Genomic DNA, 18,718 nt, shown 5'->3' with positions numbered 1-18,718 from the left:
TTCTCATTAAGCCTTTGAAAACACCTAAATATGTTGATTAGGCAACATTCATATTCCAAACTGGCACTTTTAAAAACCTACTTATTTTTACCATATCACTCAACAAATATTCTTTGTCTCCATGGTTTAATAAATTATGACGCTCACCATTTTGAGTTACTAAATTAACTTCATAGCAATAGTAACCTCCAGATTTATTTCCTTCAACAAATTTTGACAATACTTGTAAGGCATATACTTGTTGAAAAGGAATAGTTTCTCCATCCACTAACACCTTTCTTTTTTGTGAGTTTAAAAATGCTTTAGCTCCAAAAGAAAACAGCAAGAATACCCCTACTAGTAAAAACGGTCCGCCAGAAGTAAAAAAGATTTTTCCACCATGCATAAAGGTTAAAGACTCTTTAGAAAACTCGAAAAACTCAACATAAGACCAAACTACGTAGTTTAACCCCATTAAAAGGAAACTCCAAGCTACAAACTTTAGATATGAACTAGAGGTTATTTTATAACCAAAAGCTGTTTTTCGTAAGCGTTCACTTAAAAAATTACTTCCTGAACCTTTAACGGCATTCCATGAAATATGTTGCCCTATAGCATCGGTTGTAAAGTCTCCGAATGAAAATTCTACTTGTTTATTGCTCGATGATTGTTTCTTTCTCTGAGCCCAATAACTCGAACCAAACATACCAATAAACATAAAAACTAATACGGCTAACATTCCTCCTGTCTTATAGTAGGTATATCGCTGTTTTCTTATACTTAACTTATGAACTGGAACAGTTATTTCAAGACGCTTAATGTTGTTTAAATCTTTTCTTGTAGGGTTTGTAAGTTGTCGTAATGAGTCTAACTCTTGGGCGTTTTGATGCACTTCTATTTCTCGTTTTTGAAACGATTCATAGGTGTTTTGTAATTGCGGTAAAGCTACAAAAATGAAAATTCCAATTGGAATTATTACAAAAAGCCAAGAGTTATTAAGGGACACTTTTTTCATAGTTTGATTTTTTTTGATGAACAAATTTGAGAAAAGTTTTTGGTTTCACAATACAAAAAAGGCTTTCACATTTTTCATGCAAAAGCCTTTTATCAATATATCTATCTTGTTTCTATTACTTACAAAAAGGAAGCGTAAAGAATCCTTCTACTGAATTATCGGCAGTTGAATTTGCTTTTATTTTTAAAGTAACTTCATTATTAGCAATTCTTACAACCTCAACAACTCCTTGAAGGTAGTTTAAAGGACCAAATCCTTTCTTATTAAAAACTACGTTCATATTGTTATAAGTTCCTAACTCAGCTTTCACATAAGTAGATACTTCTAATTCGTAATCAAAAATATCTGAACTACAATCTGCTTGAATATTGGTAATATGTACTGAAATTTCATTATTTCCAGACATAAACGCCTGACCTCCTTTAGCCTTAAATTCTGTTCCGAATACTTTTCCTGACAGCTCTGTATTTGCTATTCCAGTAAAATCGTTATCGCTATCGGAACAACCTATTATTATTAAGGTTAAACATACCAAAACCGCATAGCTAATTTTAAAAATCTTTTTCATTTATTAAATATTTAATTTGTTATTACTGGCGCGAATTTAGTTCAAAAACAAAAACCCACAAACAAATTGCTTGTGGGTTTCCTATAATTTATGCCGTGAATATTATCCTACAATATTGATAATTTTACCAGGAACAATAATTACTTTCTTTGGTTCTCGTCCCTGTAATTGTTGTTGTGTTTTTTCGTGCTCCATCACCACTTTTTCTATCTCTTCTTTACTTAAATCTAATGGTAACTCTAACGTAAAACGCATTTTACCATTGAAAGAAACTGGGTAGTTCTTAGAACTCTCAACTAAATGCTTTTCTTCAAACTTTGGGAAAGCTACAGTTGCAATAGACTCATTGTGCCCTAATTGACTCCATAGTTCTTCCGCAATATGTGGTGCATATGGGGAAATTAACACTAACAATGGTTCTAAAATAGCACGTTTGTTACATTTTAACGCTGTTAACTCGTTCACCGCAATCATGAAAGTAGAAACTGACGTATTGAACGAAAAGTTCTCAATATCTTCTTCTACTTTTTTAATCGTTTTATGTAAGGTTTTTAACTCGTCTTTCGTTGGTTCAGCATCAGAAACATTGATTCCATTTTCATCTGTGAATAATTTCCATAATTTCTTTAGGAAAGAATACACTCCTGAAATCCCTGATGTTTTCCAAGGTTTTGTTTGCTCTAACGGTCCTAAAAACATTTCGAATAAACGTAAACTATCTGCTCCGTACTCCTCACAAATTAAATCTGGATTTACGACATTGTATTTCGATTTCGACATTTTTTCTACCTCGCGTCCTACAATGTATTTACCATCTTCTAAAATGAATTCTGCATCTTTAAAATCAACATTTAATGGATGCTTTTTAAATGCTTCAACATCTAATTCATCAGAAGAATTTACTAAAGAAACATCAGCATGAATAGGAGTTATAAATAAATTTGGTTCTCCAACAATCTCTACTTTTACATCATCGAATTTATTATTCATTGAATTAAGAATTAACTCTATCAATTTTGGCTTATCTTCTAATAAATTCTTGGAAACAAAAATTGGATATTCGGATCTAGCTTTTTGAGAACCTGTTCTAAATGTCTCTAGAAAAACTCTATAAACAAAAGCAGAAGTTCCTAAAATCATTCCTTGGTTGATTAGTTTTTTAGCAAACTCGTCAACAGGTAAAAATCCTCTATCAAATAAGAATTTTTGCCAAAAACGTGCATATAATAAATGCCCTGTAGCGTGTTCAGAACCTCCGACGTATAAATCTACTTCTTTCCAGTAATCAACCGCTTCTTTGCTTACAAATTCTCCTTCGTTATTAGAATCCATATAACGGTTAAAATACCATGAACTTCCTGCCCACCCTGGCATTGTATTTAACTCTAGAGGAAACACACTAGTGTGATTTATTTTTTCATTATTTACAACCGAATTGGTTTCAGTACACCACGCCCAAACCTCAGCATTCCCTAACGGTGGTTTTCCATCTTCAGTTGGTAAGTATTTCTCAACTTCTGGCAATACAATTGGTAAATGTTTTGCATCAATCATTTGCGGCATACCGTCTTTGTAATATACAGGGAAAGGTTCTCCCCAATAACGTTGACGACTGAATACTGCATCACGTAAACGATAGTTTATTTTTCCGTAACCAAATCCACGTTTTTCTAATTCGTAGATTACAGTTTTCATTCCTTTCTTATAATTTAAACCATCTAAGAAATCAGAGTTTGCTAATTTAATTCCATCTTTAGCGTCGTTTGCTTTTTCAGAAATATCAACATTCGCAAAAATATTTGGAATCTCTAATCCGAAGTGTTTTGCAAAATCATAATCACGTTGGTCACCACATGGTACCGCCATAACCGCTCCTGTACCATAGCTTGCTAATACATAATCACCAATCCAAATAGGCACTTGTTTTCCTGTAAACGGATGCAGCGCATACGCACCAGTAAACACTCCTGAAATGGTTTTTACATCAGCCATACGATCACGCTCAGAACGTTTTGCTGTAGCCTCTATGTATTCTTCAACAGCCTTTCTTTGCTCATCAGTCACGATTCGTGACACTAACTCGTGCTCTGGAGCTAAGGTCATAAAAGACACTCCAAAAATAGTATCAGGACGTGTTGTGAATACATCTATTTTAGCATCGTGTCCGTCAACATCAAAAGATACCATGGCTCCTTGCGAGCGACCAATCCAGTTAGTTTGGCTATCTTTTAATGGCTGTGGCCAATCAATATTTTGTAATCCATCTAATAAACGTTGTGCATACGCAGAAATTCGCATAGACCATTGGGTCATTTTTTTACGAACTACAGGATGCCCTCCACGTTCTGAAACTCCGTTTACAATTTCATCGTTTGCTAATACTGTCCCTAGTGCTGGACACCAGTTTACTTCAGTATCCGATAAAAAAGTTAAACGGTATTGTAATAGTATTTCTTGTTGTTCTTTGTCAGAGAAGCTCTTCCATTCTTCCGCAGAAAAAATAGTTATATCTTCATCAGCAACTGCATTTATAGTTGCATTTCCTTCTACTTCAAATTTTGCTACTAAGGTTGAAATATCTTCTGCCTTATCAGTATCTTTATTATACCAAGAGTTGAACAATTGAATGAAAATCCACTGCGTCCATTTATAATATTCTGGATTTGAAGTACGAACTTCTCGAGACCAATCGAATGAAAACCCGATATTATCTAACTGACGACGGTAAGTTTTAATATTCGTTTCTGTCGTAATTGCTGGATGTTGTCCTGTTTGAATCGCATATTGTTCAGCAGGTAACCCAAAAGAATCATACCCTTGTGGATGCAATACATTAAATCCTTTATGGCGCTTGTAACGTGCATAAATATCAGATGCGATATATCCTAACGGATGCCCTACGTGTAATCCTGCTCCAGATGGGTAAGGAAACATATCTAACACATAATATTTTGGTTTATCAGAATCATTTTCAGCTTTAAACGTACCTTGATCTGCCCAGTACTTTTGCCACTTTTTTTCTATCTCTTGGTGATTGTATTGCATTCTTTTAGTTTATTCCTGTCATTACGAGGAATGAAAATGACGAAGTAATCTTTTTATGAGATTGCTTCACTTTGTTCGCAATGACGTGATTTTGAAGCTGCAAATTTACAATTATCGTTTGGATGTGAAAAGCTATAAAAACAAAAAGGCTTCATTAGTACAAAACCAATGAAGCCTTTTATTTGTTTTAAAAAATTTTTATCCTTTAACAGGCACAGTAACCACAACGTTACCCCATCCTAAATACATATTAAAAGCATCTTCTTCTCCATCAAAAGCAATTGAAAAAGCTTCAATGTTTTCGTTTGCTCTAGAAACTTTTCCTGTTACACGTACTACATCATCTGATTCGTTGTAAGAATAAGCTCCCCAAACATTTTTAGCAGTATTTAAAATTACAGTCCACTCTTTATCTCCAGGAATTGTAAATAACGAGTATGTTCCTGCTTTTACTTGCTTTCCTCCAAAGTTTACATCTTTATAAAAAGTAATTTCAGCAGCTTCATTTGCTCCTGTTCTCCATACTTTACCAGCAACTGCTAAACGAGATACAGGTCTTCTTTTTAACTGAGGACGACTATAAATAACTTTTACTTTTTTATCTGAATTTCTGTAACTACTTGGATATGTAGCTGCATCCATTGGGCTTTTATCTAGATTCGGGAAATCTTGAGCCACAACTTCATTAGAAAACACAAGAGCTACAGCAAATACAATAATTGATAAAATTGATTTTTTCATTTTTAAATTTTTAGTTAATAATTGGGAGATTAGTCACCAAATTTAAACATCCTTACACAAACACTAAAACTTATACTGTAAAAAAGCTGTGAAATTCCTTCCTGGTTCGTTAATTCTAGTCAAAGGCAAATCTGCTTGATTCTTATACGAGAAATTTAAATGGTTCGTATAATTTTCATCAAAAACATTTAAACAAGCAAGTCCTAATGTAAACTTTTTAAAAGGTTTAAGCCCTAATTTAACATCAAAAGTTTGATACCCATCAGTTACTGTTTCACCAAAAGAAGGCGCTATATTTTCTTGCTTCGATACGATATTATATTGTGCTTTTGCCCAATATTTTTCTTTGTCTAAACCAACAGAAATTTTTGACGTAAAAGGAGGATTTAATGGTAACGACTCATCAAAATCTTCGTTTTTTGTCTTTACATAAGCTACTTCTGTTTGAAAATAATAATTGTTAAACATTTGTAACTTAGCTGCTACTTCAAATCCTATTTTGCTAGCATCTTCAATATTGGTAAACACTTTTGTAAATTCTGGTTGTTGATTCGGCATAAATTTCCTTGGAATGGTTGGATCGACTATTGCAGAAATATAATCTTCAAAAATTGAATAAAATGCTGATGTTTGATAATGTAATTGCAAGTTGTTATTCAACCCCAGTTTTCCTTTCAACCCTAACTCAAATTGATTATTTACTTCTGGTCGTAACATTGGGTTTCCTAAATATTCATATGAATCTGAGCCAATCGTAAAGTGATTAATATAACGCTCAGCCATATTTGCTGTACGCACTCCTCTACCAAATGCAGCTTCTAAAATTGCTTTTTTAGAAAATGCATGCTTTACAGAAATATTACCACTCACATTAGTTTCATTTGTTTTTACCTCAGGATATATTGCAGCAAAATCATCTTCTAAATCTTTTGCATTTGCCTTTACGATATCTATACGAACACCTGTAGTTAATACAGTTTTAGCCGCTAAATTGAATTTTGCTTCAGAGAATACACCAAAATCATTTATATAAGCATCTTGCCAAATCTTATCTACTTTAACCATAGGCATTGGCAACATCATACCGTTCATCATTTTTATAGTACGTGTACGATTTCCTCCTCTTTTAATGTGATTGATATCACTTCCTACAAACAAATTAAAATCTTCATGCATATTAAACTCAAACTCTACTTTACCTCCTATGGTAGTTGACTCCACTGGTGATGAAGCAAAAACCATGTTGAAATTTGGTCGATTTGTATTTGTCATTAAATGGTCTACGTAACTGTAAAAACCTTTTGTTGTAATTGTTTTTAATATGCTACCTATGTTTATTGCTTTGTAATCAAGAGACACAATCGTACTGTTGTCATAATCGGTATCCATTGGTAATGCAGCATGTTTTATATCTCTACCAAACGATTGACGCCAGTGTGCCTGCAAACGTTGATTTTCGGTAAGGTTATACCCTAACTTTACCCCATAATCGGTACTGGTAAATGATGATGGTATCTCTGTACCGCTTCCGTCTTTATAATCGCCAAAATTTCGGTATCCTATATTTCCTATTACATCGAACTTGTTTGTAACGTGTTGTAACTGTAACATGTTTACAAATGAGTTTCCGTTTGTTTCATATCCTGATGAGAATTTTCCATGAAACCCGCTATCTAATAATCTATGATTTTCAGTTACCATGTTTACAATACCTCCAAAAGTTGCACCATATCTTACCGTAAAAGGTCCTTTAATGATTTCAATTTTTGAAATTTCTTCAGGAATGATGTGTGTGGTAATCGGATCCATTCTATTCGGACAAGCATTCACAGCTTTTGTTCCTCCATCGTACATAACATTTAATTGTTCATAAGCAGCACCTCTAAATGTAGGGTCCATTGCGTAGTTCCCTCTTTTTATTACTGAAAACCCATTGATTTCAGAAAATAAGTCTGCTACATTTTTAGGTTGAATTACTTTTTTTTGATAATCATTTTTAACAGTAGCATGAACAGGGTTTGTTTTTATTTTTCCGTCGACAATTACTTCGTTTAATTGTATAGTTTCTTGTTTAACTGTGTCTTTTTTTTGTTCTTGAGCAGACACAGCTATTGTACAGATGCTAAAAAGCATCCATCCTAAATTTTTCATTAAAGTTGAATTTAATTTTTACATAATTGTATAGCAACACCTATCAATTCAAAAAATTTTTGAATTGTTTACGATGTGAAAAACTGTATGAAAAATTAAATTGTAGGCGGATGAAATACTTCCTGATTGAATGAAAAACAATAATTTTTCTTATAAGAAAATGATTCTTTTTCTTTTATAAACTGTTTTTCTTCTAAGTCTAAATTTAAAACTGAAACAAACCCTATAGGATATTCTTCCATTGAGATTCGCAACGAATTAAAATCATCATCTTGTTGTTGTTCAAGTTCCATCATTAACTGACATTTACCATTACAGTTTAACTCTGGTTTATCTTTGTTGATACACAAAACTTTTGATATATAATCATAATTTATTGCATACTCTACAAAAGGAGCTATCGGTCGTAACATGGCTATCATGTACAGTGCAACAAAAAAATATATGCTAAGTTTTTTTAACAAGAAAGGGGTATTTTTTACTCACACAAAGATACAACTATCCTTACTGATAACCAATAACAAAAATTAAGGTTTTTTCTTTTATTTTAATTTATTCTAAATAAAAAACTTATATTTGCACGGATTTTACGAAAAGATAATGATTGTTTTTTATACTGAAACCAAGAAAGTTACCTCTATTACTCCTGTAAAAAGACTACAGGAAGTTACAGTTTGTAATTCAGTTTGCTCAAGTAACTGCATTAAACCTAAAAGTAAATGTTGTAATAAGTATCAAAAGAAAGGCATTAATTGTAAAAGATGCCCTTTAACATTTGATTTTAAAGCTGTTTCATAAAAGTTTCCCTTTGTTTATAAATGCAAAAAGCCCTTGATAGAAATTCTATCAAGGGCTTTTTAAATTATATGTTTTATTGCTTATGCTACTTTTAATAAAAAGTAATTCTTTTTACCTCTTTGTAATAACACGTACTTATCAGCTATTAAATCTTTTGAAGTGATTACAAAGTCTTCACTTACTTTTTCTTTATTTACTGATATTGAGTTTTCTTTTAAAGCTCTACGAGCATCTCCATTAGACTTTAAGAAGCCTGTTTTAGCTGCTAAAGCAGAAATCATATCTAAACCTTCAGAAATATCTTCAGAAGTTACCTCAGCTTGAGGCACTCCATCAAACACATCTAAGAAAGTTTGTTCATCTAAATTCTTTAAATCATCAGCTGTTGAGTTTCCAAATAAAATATTAGATGCTGCAATAGCCTTATCTAATTCTTCTTTTGAATGCACAAATGTTGTTACCTCTTCAGCTAACTTCTTTTGTAAAGCTCTTTGATGTGGTGCTTCTTTATGCTCCTCTATTAATGCTTGAATAGTATCTTTATCTAAAAAAGTAAATATTTTAATATATTTCTCAGCATCTTCATCAGATGTATTTAACCAAAACTGGTAAAATTTGTAAACTGATGTTTTATCGGCATCTAACCAAACATTTCCTCCTTCAGATTTTCCGAATTTAGAACCATCTGCTTTTGTAATTAGCGGACAAGTAGCAGCAAACACTTTTACTTCTTCACCTGGAGTCATTCTACGAACCAATTCTGTACCTGTGGTAATATTACCCCATTGGTCAGAACCTCCCATTTGTAATTTACAGTTTAAGGTTTTATATAAGTGATAGAAATCATACCCTTGAATTAATTGATACGTAAACTCTGTAAAGCTCATTCCGTTACCTGCTTCTCCTGTAATACGTTTTTTTACAGAATCTTTTGCCATCATGTAGTTTACAGTGATTCTCTTTCCAACATCACGTACAAATTCGATAAATGAAAAATCTTTCATCCAATCGTAATTGTTTACTAATAAAGGAGTGTTTTTAGCTCCGTTATCAAAATTCAAAAAGCGACCTAATGTTCTTTTTAAACCTTCAACATTTTTAGCTAAAGACTCTTCATTTAATAAATTACGCTCATCAGATTTTCCTGTCGGATCACCGATCATACCAGTTGCACCTCCTACTAAAGCTACTGGCTGATGCCCTGCTTTTTCAATGTGAACTAATAAAATGATTGGAACTAAACTACCAATGTGTAACGAATCTGCAGTTGGATCAAAACCAATATAAACCGATGTCATTTCTTTTTGAAGTTGTTCTTCGGTTCCTGGCATAATGTCGTGAATCATTCCACGCCATCGTAATTCTTCTACTAAATTCTTGGTCATTTTATTCTATTTTTAAAGACGCAAAGATAAGTTTATCAACCAAAATAAACTAAATTCGCTGTATGATTTTAGTTACAGGAGGAACAGGTTTAGTAGGCTCACATTTATTATATTATTTAAGCCAAAAAAACAATACAATTCGAGCTATTTTTAGAACAGAAGAAAAGCGTGAACACGTTAAAAAAATCTTTTCTTTTTACACGGATGATGTACAGCAGTACTTTTCAAAAATTGAATGGGTTCAAGCCGATATTACTGACACTCCTTCTTTAGAGTCTGTTTTCAATAATGTTACTGAAGTTTACCATTGTGCTGCCTTAGTTTCTTTCAATCCAAAAGATTATAGAAAAATGCGTCAAGTTAACATTGAAGGAACTGCGAACCTTATCAATTTTGCTATTGATGCAAACGTAAAAAAGTTCTGTTTTGCAAGCTCTATCGCAGCTGTAGGAAACTCTATTAACGGAAAGCCAATTAATGAAGAAAACGAGTGGGTTGACTCTGATGAAAATCATGGATATGCAATTACGAAGTATGGCGCTGAAATGGAAGTTTGGAGAGGAAGTCAAGAAGGTTTAAACGTAGTAATTGTGAATCCTGGTGTTATTTTAGGTAGTGGCTTTTGGAATGAAGGTTCTGGGAAAATGTTTACTCAAATAAATAATGGCCTTAGCTTTTACACAGAAGGTGTTACTGGTTTTGTTGGAGTTAAAGATGTGGTAAAAGCAATGATAAACTTGATGAATTCTAACATAAAAAATGAACGATTTATTCTTGTTTCAGAAAACAAATCGTTTAAAGATGTTCTATTTGGTATTGCTGATAATCTCAATAAAAGAAGACCTTCTAAAAAAGTAGGGAAATTAGCCACTGCTATTTTTTGGAGGATTGATTGGTTTTTAACGAAACTTACAGGAAAAGAGCCTTTACTAACCAAAAACTCAGCTAAATCTGCTCATAATACATCATTCTATACTTCAAAAAAGATTATAGAACAACTTGATTTTAAATTTGCCCCAATTAATGAAGTGATTTCAGAAACTTGTAAAGACTTTAGGAAATAGGTTCTTAATTTACTTTTTCTAACTCTTTGTAATCTCTTTCTATTAATTCTTCTGGTGCTTTAAGTAATTCTTTATTATTTAAAACAGAATCTTTTAATATTTTATCTTTTCCTTTTATCGAGTCTTGTGCTTTTTTTAACTCTCTGTAAAATAATTCTAAGGAATCTATATTAGATTTTACTTTTTTTAAGATTTCTGTATACTCATCAACTTGTGATGTGTAATAAGTATTGCTAATATCAAAACGAGTTGTATCAATCTTATACTTCTCATATACTAAAATCATGTAATTTTTCTCCCGTTCTAGAAACTTATTTTTTTGATTTTTAGCAGAAGAAGCTATATACATATCAGTTAATAAAGCTATCATCGAATCTTTTGGTATAAGATTCTCAGGCTTTTTATAAATCGTATTACTGGTACACGACACCAAAAGCAAACCAATACATATGTAAAAAAAAGACTTCATTTATCTGTTAAATAATAATCGTTTTCCTTTAACTTCTTCGTTAAAAACTCCTTCGTTATACATTAAATTTCCGTTTACAAATGTATGTGTTATCTGGTTTGAAAACTCGACTCCTTCAAACGGTGACCATCCGCATTTATACAGTAAATTTTCTTTATCTACTGTCCATTTTTTATCAGCGTCAACTAAAACTAAATCAGCATAAAAACCTTCTTTTATAAAACCTCTTTTTTCTATTTTGAAGATTTTTGCTGGGTTGTGACTCATCTTCTCTACCGCTTTTTCAATTGGCAACACTCCTTCTTTTACCTTTTCTAAAACAGCTGTAACAGTATGTTGCACTAACGGTCCTCCACTAGGTGCTTTTGTATATACGTTATCCTTTTCTTCTAAAGTATGTGGTGCATGGTCAGTTGCAATGACATCAATTCTATCATCTAACAAGGCTTTCCATAAACCATCTTTATCTTTTTGTGTTTTCACAGCAGGATTCCACTTAATGAGCGTTCCTTTTTTGTCATAATCAGCATCTGTAAACCATAAGTGATGTACACAAACTTCAGCAGTAATTTGCTTTTCTTCTAATGGAATATCATTTCTAAATAAATGCGTTTCTTTTTCTGTAGATAAGTGGAAAATATGTAAACGTGCACCTGTTTTCTTTGCTAATTCAATTGCTCTTGAAGAAGATAAATAACAAGCTTCTTCACTACGAATTAACGGGTGATATTTTACAGGAATATCATCTCCATATTTTGCTTTATACTCTTCTGTGTTTTTTCTAATAGTTGCTTCGTCTTCACAATGTACAGAGATTAACATTTTAGTTGAAGAAAATATTTTCTCTAGAACCTCTTCATTATCTACCAACATGTTTCCTGTTGAAGAACCTAAAAACAACTTGATACCCGCAACATCTTTAGGGTTTGTTTTTAACAATTCTTCTAAATTATCATTCGTTCCACCAAACATAAACGAATAGTTTGCGTATGATGTTTTACTTGCAATATCAAACTTATCTGCTAATAATTCTTGAGTTGTGGCTTGAGGTACTGTATTCGGCATTTCTATAAACGACGTAATTCCTCCAGCAATTGCTGCCTTACTTTCTGTAGCAATGTTAGCCTTATGTGTTAAACCCGGTTCACGAAAATGTACTTGGTCATCAATCATACCAGGAATTAAGTATTTACCTTCAGCATCAACCATTAACACATTATCAGTTGGTAAAATGTTTTCTCCTATCTCCTTAATAAATTCTCCTTCTATTAAAACATCGCCTTTAAAAACCTTGTTTTCGTTTACGATTTGTGCGTTTTTAATTAAATATGATTGCATGTTGTTATTTTGGTAATCCGTTAATTCTCATTTTTATCACGCCAAAGACAGCTTCTTTGATAATTCCTTTGCTAAGTTTCGATTTCCCTAATACTCTATCTGTGAAAATAACCGAAACTTCTTTTATATTAAATTGATGTTTCCAAGCTTTGTATTTCATTTCTATTTGAAATGCGTAACCTACAAACTTCACTTTATCTAACTTAATCGTTTCTAATACTTTTCTTTTATAGCATACAAAACCAGCTGTAGTATCATGAATTGGCATTCGTGTAATAAATCTTACATATTTTGATGCAAAATACGACAACAACACCCTACTCATTGGCCAGTTAACTACATTTACCCCCACAGAATACCTTGATCCTATTGCTACATCTGCTCCTTCAATAGCGCATTCATTATACAGTCGAATTAAATCGTTAGGGTTATGTGAAAAATCAGCATCCATTTCAATAATGTAATCATACTTCTTGGCAATACCCCATTTAAATCCGTGAATGTATGCAGTACCTAAACCGCTTTTTCCTTCTCTTTTTTCAATAAAAAGCTGATTAGGGAATTCATTTTGTAGATTTTCTACGATTTTAGCAGTTCCGTCGGGTGAATTGTCATCGACTACTAATACATGAAATGCCTTTTCTTGACTAAAAGTTGCTCGAATAATAGCTTCGATGTTTTCTTTTTCGTTATAAGTAGGGATTATGACTAAGGCGTCTGACTTCATGTAATTTTCATATAAATCAAGGCAAAGATACACTAATTTATTACTAATTTTGTGTTAATTAAAAAGTATAAAACAATTGCAAGCAATAGAGCGAATTATTAATGATAGTAGTTGGGTAACCTTGGTTATTGTTGCCGCAATTATACTACTAGCCTTGATGAAACTGCTTAAGCCTACCCAATTGTATGGCTACGTTGTTGCTTTTATTTCTCCTGGTTTTTTTCATAAAAGAATTGAAGAAGGAGATTCTTTTTTTACGCCTTTTAGATTGTTTTTATTTTTCTTTTCTACGATTGTAATTTCTTTGTTTTTATTCCAAGCCTTACTTGCAGAATTTTATCCTCAAGGTTTTTTAGCTTTTCTAGGGCTCTTCTTCTTTGTTACAACATACCTTTCTCTAAGGTTGTTTTTAGATCGTGCAATTGCTAATATATTAGGGCTAACTTCTATTATTAACTATTTTTTATACACAAAATCAGGCTATTTGTATGTGCTTTGTATATGGTTACTCCCTTTTATCATATTATACCAATACACTTTTACAAACAAACTTTTTTTAATTTCATCTTTCGCTATTCTATTCATTGTTAGGGCTTTTTTAATATTAAACAACAATAAAAAACTTGTTCTTAGCAAGTTGTTCTATTTTATTTTGTACTTTTGCACCCTTGAAATAGCACCGCTATTAATTCTTTATAAAACAACAACTACGTAATAAAGAGAATGTTTATGAAAGTGAAAACTATTTTAGTCTCTCAACCAAAACCAAAGACAGAAACTTCACCGTATTTCGACTTAGCCGAAAAACAAAAAGTAAAAGTTGACTTTCGCTCATTTATACATGTCGAAGGAATCCCTGTAAAAGAGGTAAGAGCTCAAAAAGTAGACTTAAAAAACTACACTGCAATTATTTTAACTAGTAGAAATGCTGTTGATCACTTTTTTAGAATTGCAGAAGAAATGCGTTTTACAGTGCCAGATGACATGAAGTACTTTTGTCAATCAGAAGCAGTGGCTTACTACTTACAAAAGTATGTAGTTTACAGAAAACGTAAAATTTATGTTGGAAACAGAACGTTTCCTGAATTAACTAAATTAATTAAAAAGCATAAAGACGAAAAGTTCTTATTGCCTTCTTCTGATAAATTGAAAGATTTAATTCCAGAAGAATTAAATAAGTTAGGAGTCGACTGGAAGCGTGCTGATTTATACCGTACAGTAGTAAGTGATTTATCTGACTTAGAAGATGTTTTTTATGATATTTTAGTATTCTTTAGTCCATCAGGAATTGATAGTTTATTTGAAAACTTCCCTGATTTCAAACAAAACAATACTAGAATCGCTGTATTTGGTAATTCAACTATTCAAGCTGTTGAAGATAGAGGTTTACGTGTAGATATTGCTGCACCAACACCTGAAACTCCTTCAATGACGATGGCTTTAGAAAAGTACATTAAAGAGGTGAACAAAAAGTAAGTAAATTAATTTTTCACATACAACAAAGAGACTGTCTAAAAAGGCAGTCTCTTTTGTTTTTAACAAATCATTGTAACCCAAGTAACATTTCAAACGTATTTTATTCATTAATTTTACGAAATATTTTTACCCAAAAAACACATGGATAAGTACCTAGATATCATAAAAAACTCATACACTGGTTACTGGAACTACATCAAACAATCAGTATTAATGGAGCTAAACTGGGAAAATTATTTTTACGGATTAATTATTATTTCTCTAGTAGTTTGGGGGTTAGAAATTGTGTTTCCATGGCGTAAAAACCAACCTTTATTTCGAAAAGATTTTTGGCTAGACACCTTTTACATGTTCTTCAATTTCTTTTTACTAAATCTTATCGTACTTATTGCTTTGTCAAATACAGCAGAGCTGTTTTTTAATGATATTTTAAGTTTAGTTGGACTATCGGTTGCTAATTTTCAATTGTTTGACATCAATACATTTCCCTATTGGGCTAGAATTTTGGTGTTTTTTATCATTATTGATTTTGTTCAGTGGTTTACTCATACATTACTCCATCGATATGAATTTTTATGGAACTTTCATAAAGTTCATCATTCAGTAAAACAAATGGGGTTTGCTGCACATCTTCGTTACCACTGGATGGAGCCTGTTGTTTACAACTCAATGAAGTACATTCCGCTAGCAATTATGGGTGGGTTTACAGCACAAGATGTAGCTATTGTTCACTTTTTTAATATTACTATTGGTCATTTAAATCATGCTAATGTTAATTGGGATTATGGCTGGTTAAAATATATTCTCAACAACCCAAGAATGCATATTTGGCATCATGCAAAAGAACTCCCTGAAGACAGAAGAATGGGAGTGAATTTTGGAATTACACTTAGCATTTGGGATTACATTTTTAAAACTGACTATATTCCCTATAACGGACGTGACATAGAACTTGGATTTGATGGAGATGAAAAATTCCCTAAAGATTTTATTCATCAAGAAATGTATCCGCTAGGAAAAAAATAGAATTTTTATAGTTTAAAAAACTCACGATACTCCCATCACCAAAAAAGAGTAATTTTTAACGTATTTTAACTTATTACTTCATTAGCTTTCTTTAAGTAGTTTGTTCTCAATTTGTATCTTTATCGCTTTTAAAAACAAACAGATGAAGTACATAAAAATTCTATTCTTATTTATTGTCGTTCAAGTTACTGCACAACAAGGTGGTATGTGGATTCCTTCCCTTTTAGAAGGAATGAACGAACAAGAAATGACTTCTTTAGGAAGTAAATTAACTGCAAAAGACATTTACGATGTAAACAACTCAAGTTTAAAAGATGCTATTGGGCACTTTAACGGAGGTTGTACTAGTGAGGTTATTTCTCCTGAAGGATTAATATTAACCAATCACCACTGTGGTTTTGGGCAAATTCAATCGCACTCTTCTTTAGAAAACGATTATCTAAAAGATGGTTTTTGGGCTATGAGTAAGAAAGAAGAATTACCTAACGAGGGTTTATATGTTGAGTTTATTGTTCGTATTGACGATGTAACTGCGCAAGCTTTAAATGGTGTTACTACCTCAATGAATGAGCGCGAAAAGCAATCAACAATAGATAAAAACATCAACGAAATTCAAAAAACAGTACAAAAAGAAGCTTGGCAAGGTGTTAGAGTAAAACCTTTTTACAAAGGAAACCAATACTTCTTATTTGTTACTGAAAAATTTGAAGACGTTCGTTTAGTAGGTGCTCCACCAAGTAGTATTGGAAAATTTGGTAGTGATACTGATAACTGGGTTTTCCCTCGTCATACTGGAGATTTTTCATTATTCAGAATTTATGCTGATAAAAACAACCGTCCTGCTAAATACAGTAAAGACAACGTTCCTTACAAGCCAAAACACTTTTTACCTGTTTCTTTAGATGGAATTGAAGAAGGTGACTTTACGATGGTTTTTGGTTTTCCTGGTACTACTAACGAATACTTACCTGCGGTAGCTATTCAACACATTACACAAGAATTCAACCCAAGTAATATTGCTATTAGAGAAGCTGCTTTAAAAGAAATTGATGCACAAATGAAAGCTAGCGATGCTGTTCGTATCAAATACGCATCAAAACAAGCGCGTATTGCAAATGCTTGGAAAAAGTGGATTGGTGAAAACTTAGGTATAAAAAAGAGTAATGCTATTGCTGAGCGTCAAGCTTTCGAAGCTACTTTCAAAAAAGCATTAAAAGAAAAAGGATTAGAAGCTAGCTACGGAAATATTCTTCCAGAATTTGAAAAATTATATGCTGATTTTGCCGATATCAATATTAGAAGAAGAAACTTTATTGAAGTTTTCTTGGTAACAAACGAATTAATGCAAATGACATTTAGAGCTTACCAATTAGAACAAGTAGCTTTAAATAAACCTGAAAAATTTGATGAGGCTAGAAATTCATACATCAACAGACTTAAAGGAATACATAAAAACTTTGATGCGAACGTAGATAAAGGAGTATTTAACAATGTAATGCCTTTATACAACCCTAAAAATGTAGATGCTTCTATCTACAATAAAACTAGCTTTACAAACTTAGACAAAGCCTTAAAGTTATTTGAAGGAAACGCTGAAAAAGTAGTAAAAAACTTAACCAAAGATGCTGCTTACAAATATGCGAAGCCTATGATTGAAGAGTTTTTCACGAAAATAGATCCTGAGTTTCAACAAAAAAACCAACCTATTACTGCTTTACAAAAAACATATATGAAAGCTTTAATGGAGGCATTGCCTACAGCTCGTTATTTCCCAGATGCTAACAGTACGTTACGTGTTACCTATGGTCAAGTTCGAGGGTATTCACCAAGAGATGCAGTATATTACAATCCTGTAAGTTATTTAGACGGAGTTATTGAAAAATACGTTCCTGGAGATTATGAATTTGACGTTCCACAAAAGTTACGTGATTTATACGACGCTAAAGATTTTGGGCAATACACTGATAAAAACGGAAAAGTACCTGTGTGTTTCTTAGGTACTAATCATACAACAGGAGGTAACTCTGGTAGTCCTGCTATCGACGCTCATGGAAATTTAATCGGACTAAACTTCGACCGTGTATGGGAAGGAACCATGAGTGATATGAATTACGATCCTGAAATTTGTAGAAACATTATGGTTGATGCTCGTTATATTTTATTTATCATTGATAAATATGCTGGAGCAAAGCATTTAATTGATGAAATGAAATTAGTACATCCAAAGAAAAAATAAAAGAAAGAATACTTTATAATGAAAGAGGTTGTCTTAGTTGCTAAGACAACCTCTTTTTATTTTAAAATTTGATTAAAAATTTTAAAAGACTTTAATCATATACTAAGACCAACTACCAGAACCTCCTCCGGTACCAGTAGCAGTAGATACAGACCCTGCTTGAAAGTGTCCAAGTAATTTTGAGTTTTTATCAAAAAAATAAAACGCAGTATATACTGGAGTTGCTGTAAATGTAAAACTAGTAGTCTCTTTATACAACTGGTCTAATGAACCTGCATTACTTAAATATACATCTCCAAACAATGCTCCTCCACCAGGAAAACTTATCCCCCAAGCATTACCATTAAACGTTTTTCCATTATTTATACTACACTGTGCTTTTACATAAAAAACTAAACTTGCTAAAGCTCCATGTGCCCCGTATGCTGAAGCAGTTTTTAGAGATTCACTATCTACATTTTCAAGATCTTCTACTGCTTTTGAAATAGATTCTGAACTTAAAAGATTTTTAAAATTGTTTTCAAAATCTTCAACTAATTGGTTTTGTTTTGTTGCTGTTTTCATAATAATAACTTTTAATTTAAATTATTCTTAACCCTGTTAATAACAGAGCTTATTTTTAGGTTAACCTCTGTATCAAAATTCATAATTAAATAATCAATTTCTTTACAAATACCCATAAGTGATTGATATTCAGGTA

General features: G+C 32.2%; 16 protein-coding genes. 5 read left to right on the top strand and 11 right to left on the bottom strand.

The features are described from left to right. Positions 1 to 37: 37 nt before the first annotated feature. The 7 genes from N534_RS15060 to tyrS all read right to left on the bottom strand — a co-directional run bounded on the left by N534_RS15060 (position 38) and on the right by tyrS (position 9,682). A complete protein-coding gene (locus N534_RS15060; RefSeq protein ID WP_028891778.1) occupies positions 38 to 994 on the bottom strand; it encodes a hypothetical protein in 957 nt (318 codons plus the stop codon). Positions 995 to 1,109: 115 nt separating this feature from the next. Further along, a complete protein-coding gene (locus N534_RS0106875) occupies positions 1,110 to 1,562 on the bottom strand; it encodes a hypothetical protein (protein ID WP_028891777.1) in 453 nt (150 codons plus the stop codon). Positions 1,563 to 1,664: 102 nt separating this feature from the next. Further along, the gene (locus tag N534_RS0106870; RefSeq protein ID WP_028891776.1) at positions 1,665 to 4,607 is read right to left on the bottom strand and encodes a leucine--tRNA ligase; all 2,943 of its coding nucleotides are present in this window, start codon (positions 4,605 to 4,607) and stop codon (positions 1,665 to 1,667) included. A 198-nt stretch (positions 4,608 to 4,805) separates the two neighbouring features. Then, complete coding sequence (locus N534_RS0106865; RefSeq protein ID WP_028891775.1) at positions 4,806 to 5,348, bottom strand: DUF2911 domain-containing protein; 543 nt, start codon at positions 5,346 to 5,348, stop codon at positions 4,806 to 4,808. A 63-nt stretch (positions 5,349 to 5,411) separates the two neighbouring features. After that, complete coding sequence (locus N534_RS0106860; protein WP_231517308.1) at positions 5,412 to 7,499, bottom strand: TonB-dependent receptor domain-containing protein; 2,088 nt, start codon at positions 7,497 to 7,499, stop codon at positions 5,412 to 5,414. 95 nt (positions 7,500 to 7,594) lie between these two features. Then, entirely contained in the window at positions 7,595 to 7,912 is a 318-nt protein-coding gene (locus N534_RS14535; protein WP_156025567.1) for a hypothetical protein, read from the bottom strand. A gap of 465 nt (positions 7,913 to 8,377) precedes the next feature. Then, the gene (gene tyrS / locus N534_RS0106850) at positions 8,378 to 9,682 is read right to left on the bottom strand and encodes a tyrosine--tRNA ligase (RefSeq protein ID WP_028891773.1); all 1,305 of its coding nucleotides are present in this window, start codon (positions 9,680 to 9,682) and stop codon (positions 8,378 to 8,380) included. A gap of 62 nt (positions 9,683 to 9,744) precedes the next feature. Between tyrS and N534_RS0106845 the strand changes: the two genes are divergently transcribed. After that, positions 9,745 to 10,746, top strand: a complete 1,002-nt coding sequence (locus N534_RS0106845; RefSeq protein WP_028891772.1) for an NAD-dependent epimerase/dehydratase family protein — start codon at positions 9,745 to 9,747, stop codon at positions 10,744 to 10,746. Between the two features lie 4 nt (positions 10,747 to 10,750). On the opposite strand, the gene N534_RS0106840 is transcribed toward N534_RS0106845, so the two are convergent. Genes N534_RS0106840 through N534_RS0106830 form a run of 3 tightly spaced genes read right to left on the bottom strand, consistent with a single transcriptional unit; the run spans position 10,751 to position 13,280 of the window. Further along, complete coding sequence (locus N534_RS0106840; RefSeq protein ID WP_028891771.1) at positions 10,751 to 11,215, bottom strand: DUF4296 domain-containing protein; 465 nt, start codon at positions 11,213 to 11,215, stop codon at positions 10,751 to 10,753. Next, positions 11,216 to 12,553, bottom strand: coding sequence for a dihydroorotase (locus N534_RS0106835; RefSeq protein ID WP_028891770.1), 1,338 nt, complete (start codon positions 12,551 to 12,553; stop codon positions 11,216 to 11,218). It lies immediately after the preceding gene. A 4-nt stretch (positions 12,554 to 12,557) separates the two neighbouring features. Next, positions 12,558 to 13,280 (bottom strand): polyprenol monophosphomannose synthase, encoded by a 723-nt coding sequence (locus N534_RS0106830; protein ID WP_028891769.1) that lies wholly within the window; start codon positions 13,278 to 13,280, stop codon positions 12,558 to 12,560. A 76-nt stretch (positions 13,281 to 13,356) separates the two neighbouring features. On the opposite strand from N534_RS0106830, the gene N534_RS15585 reads away from it, so the two are divergent. The 4 genes from N534_RS15585 to N534_RS0106810 all read left to right on the top strand — a co-directional run bounded on the left by N534_RS15585 (position 13,357) and on the right by N534_RS0106810 (position 18,018). Beyond that, on the top strand, positions 13,357 to 13,995 hold the full coding sequence (locus N534_RS15585) for a DUF4271 domain-containing protein (protein WP_028891768.1): 639 nt from the start codon (positions 13,357 to 13,359) through the stop codon (positions 13,993 to 13,995). A gap of 14 nt (positions 13,996 to 14,009) precedes the next feature. Further along, positions 14,010 to 14,756: a uroporphyrinogen-III synthase gene (locus tag N534_RS0106820; protein ID WP_028891767.1), complete on the top strand. Its 747-nt coding sequence runs from the start codon at positions 14,010 to 14,012 to the stop codon at positions 14,754 to 14,756. 141 nt (positions 14,757 to 14,897) lie between these two features. Further along, complete coding sequence (locus N534_RS0106815) at positions 14,898 to 15,782, top strand: sterol desaturase family protein (RefSeq protein ID WP_028891766.1); 885 nt, start codon at positions 14,898 to 14,900, stop codon at positions 15,780 to 15,782. 142 nt (positions 15,783 to 15,924) lie between these two features. Further along, positions 15,925 to 18,018, top strand: coding sequence for a S46 family peptidase (locus N534_RS0106810; RefSeq protein ID WP_028891765.1), 2,094 nt, complete (start codon positions 15,925 to 15,927; stop codon positions 18,016 to 18,018). A gap of 102 nt (positions 18,019 to 18,120) precedes the next feature. Here N534_RS0106810 and N534_RS14530 read toward each other — a convergent pair whose 3' ends face one another. Next, positions 18,121 to 18,582, bottom strand: coding sequence for a VapA/VapB family virulence-associated protein (locus N534_RS14530; protein ID WP_051435865.1), 462 nt, complete (start codon positions 18,580 to 18,582; stop codon positions 18,121 to 18,123). Positions 18,583 to 18,718: the final 136 nt, after the last annotated feature.

Origin of the sequence: Tenacibaculum sp. 47A_GOM-205m (assembly GCF_000518405.1) — a bacterium.
In the GTDB taxonomy this organism is placed as follows: domain Bacteria; phylum Bacteroidota; class Bacteroidia; order Flavobacteriales; family Flavobacteriaceae; genus Polaribacter; species Polaribacter lutimaris.
Note: the sequence above shows the minus strand (reverse complement) of the source record. Positions and strands in the feature narration are given on the sequence as shown.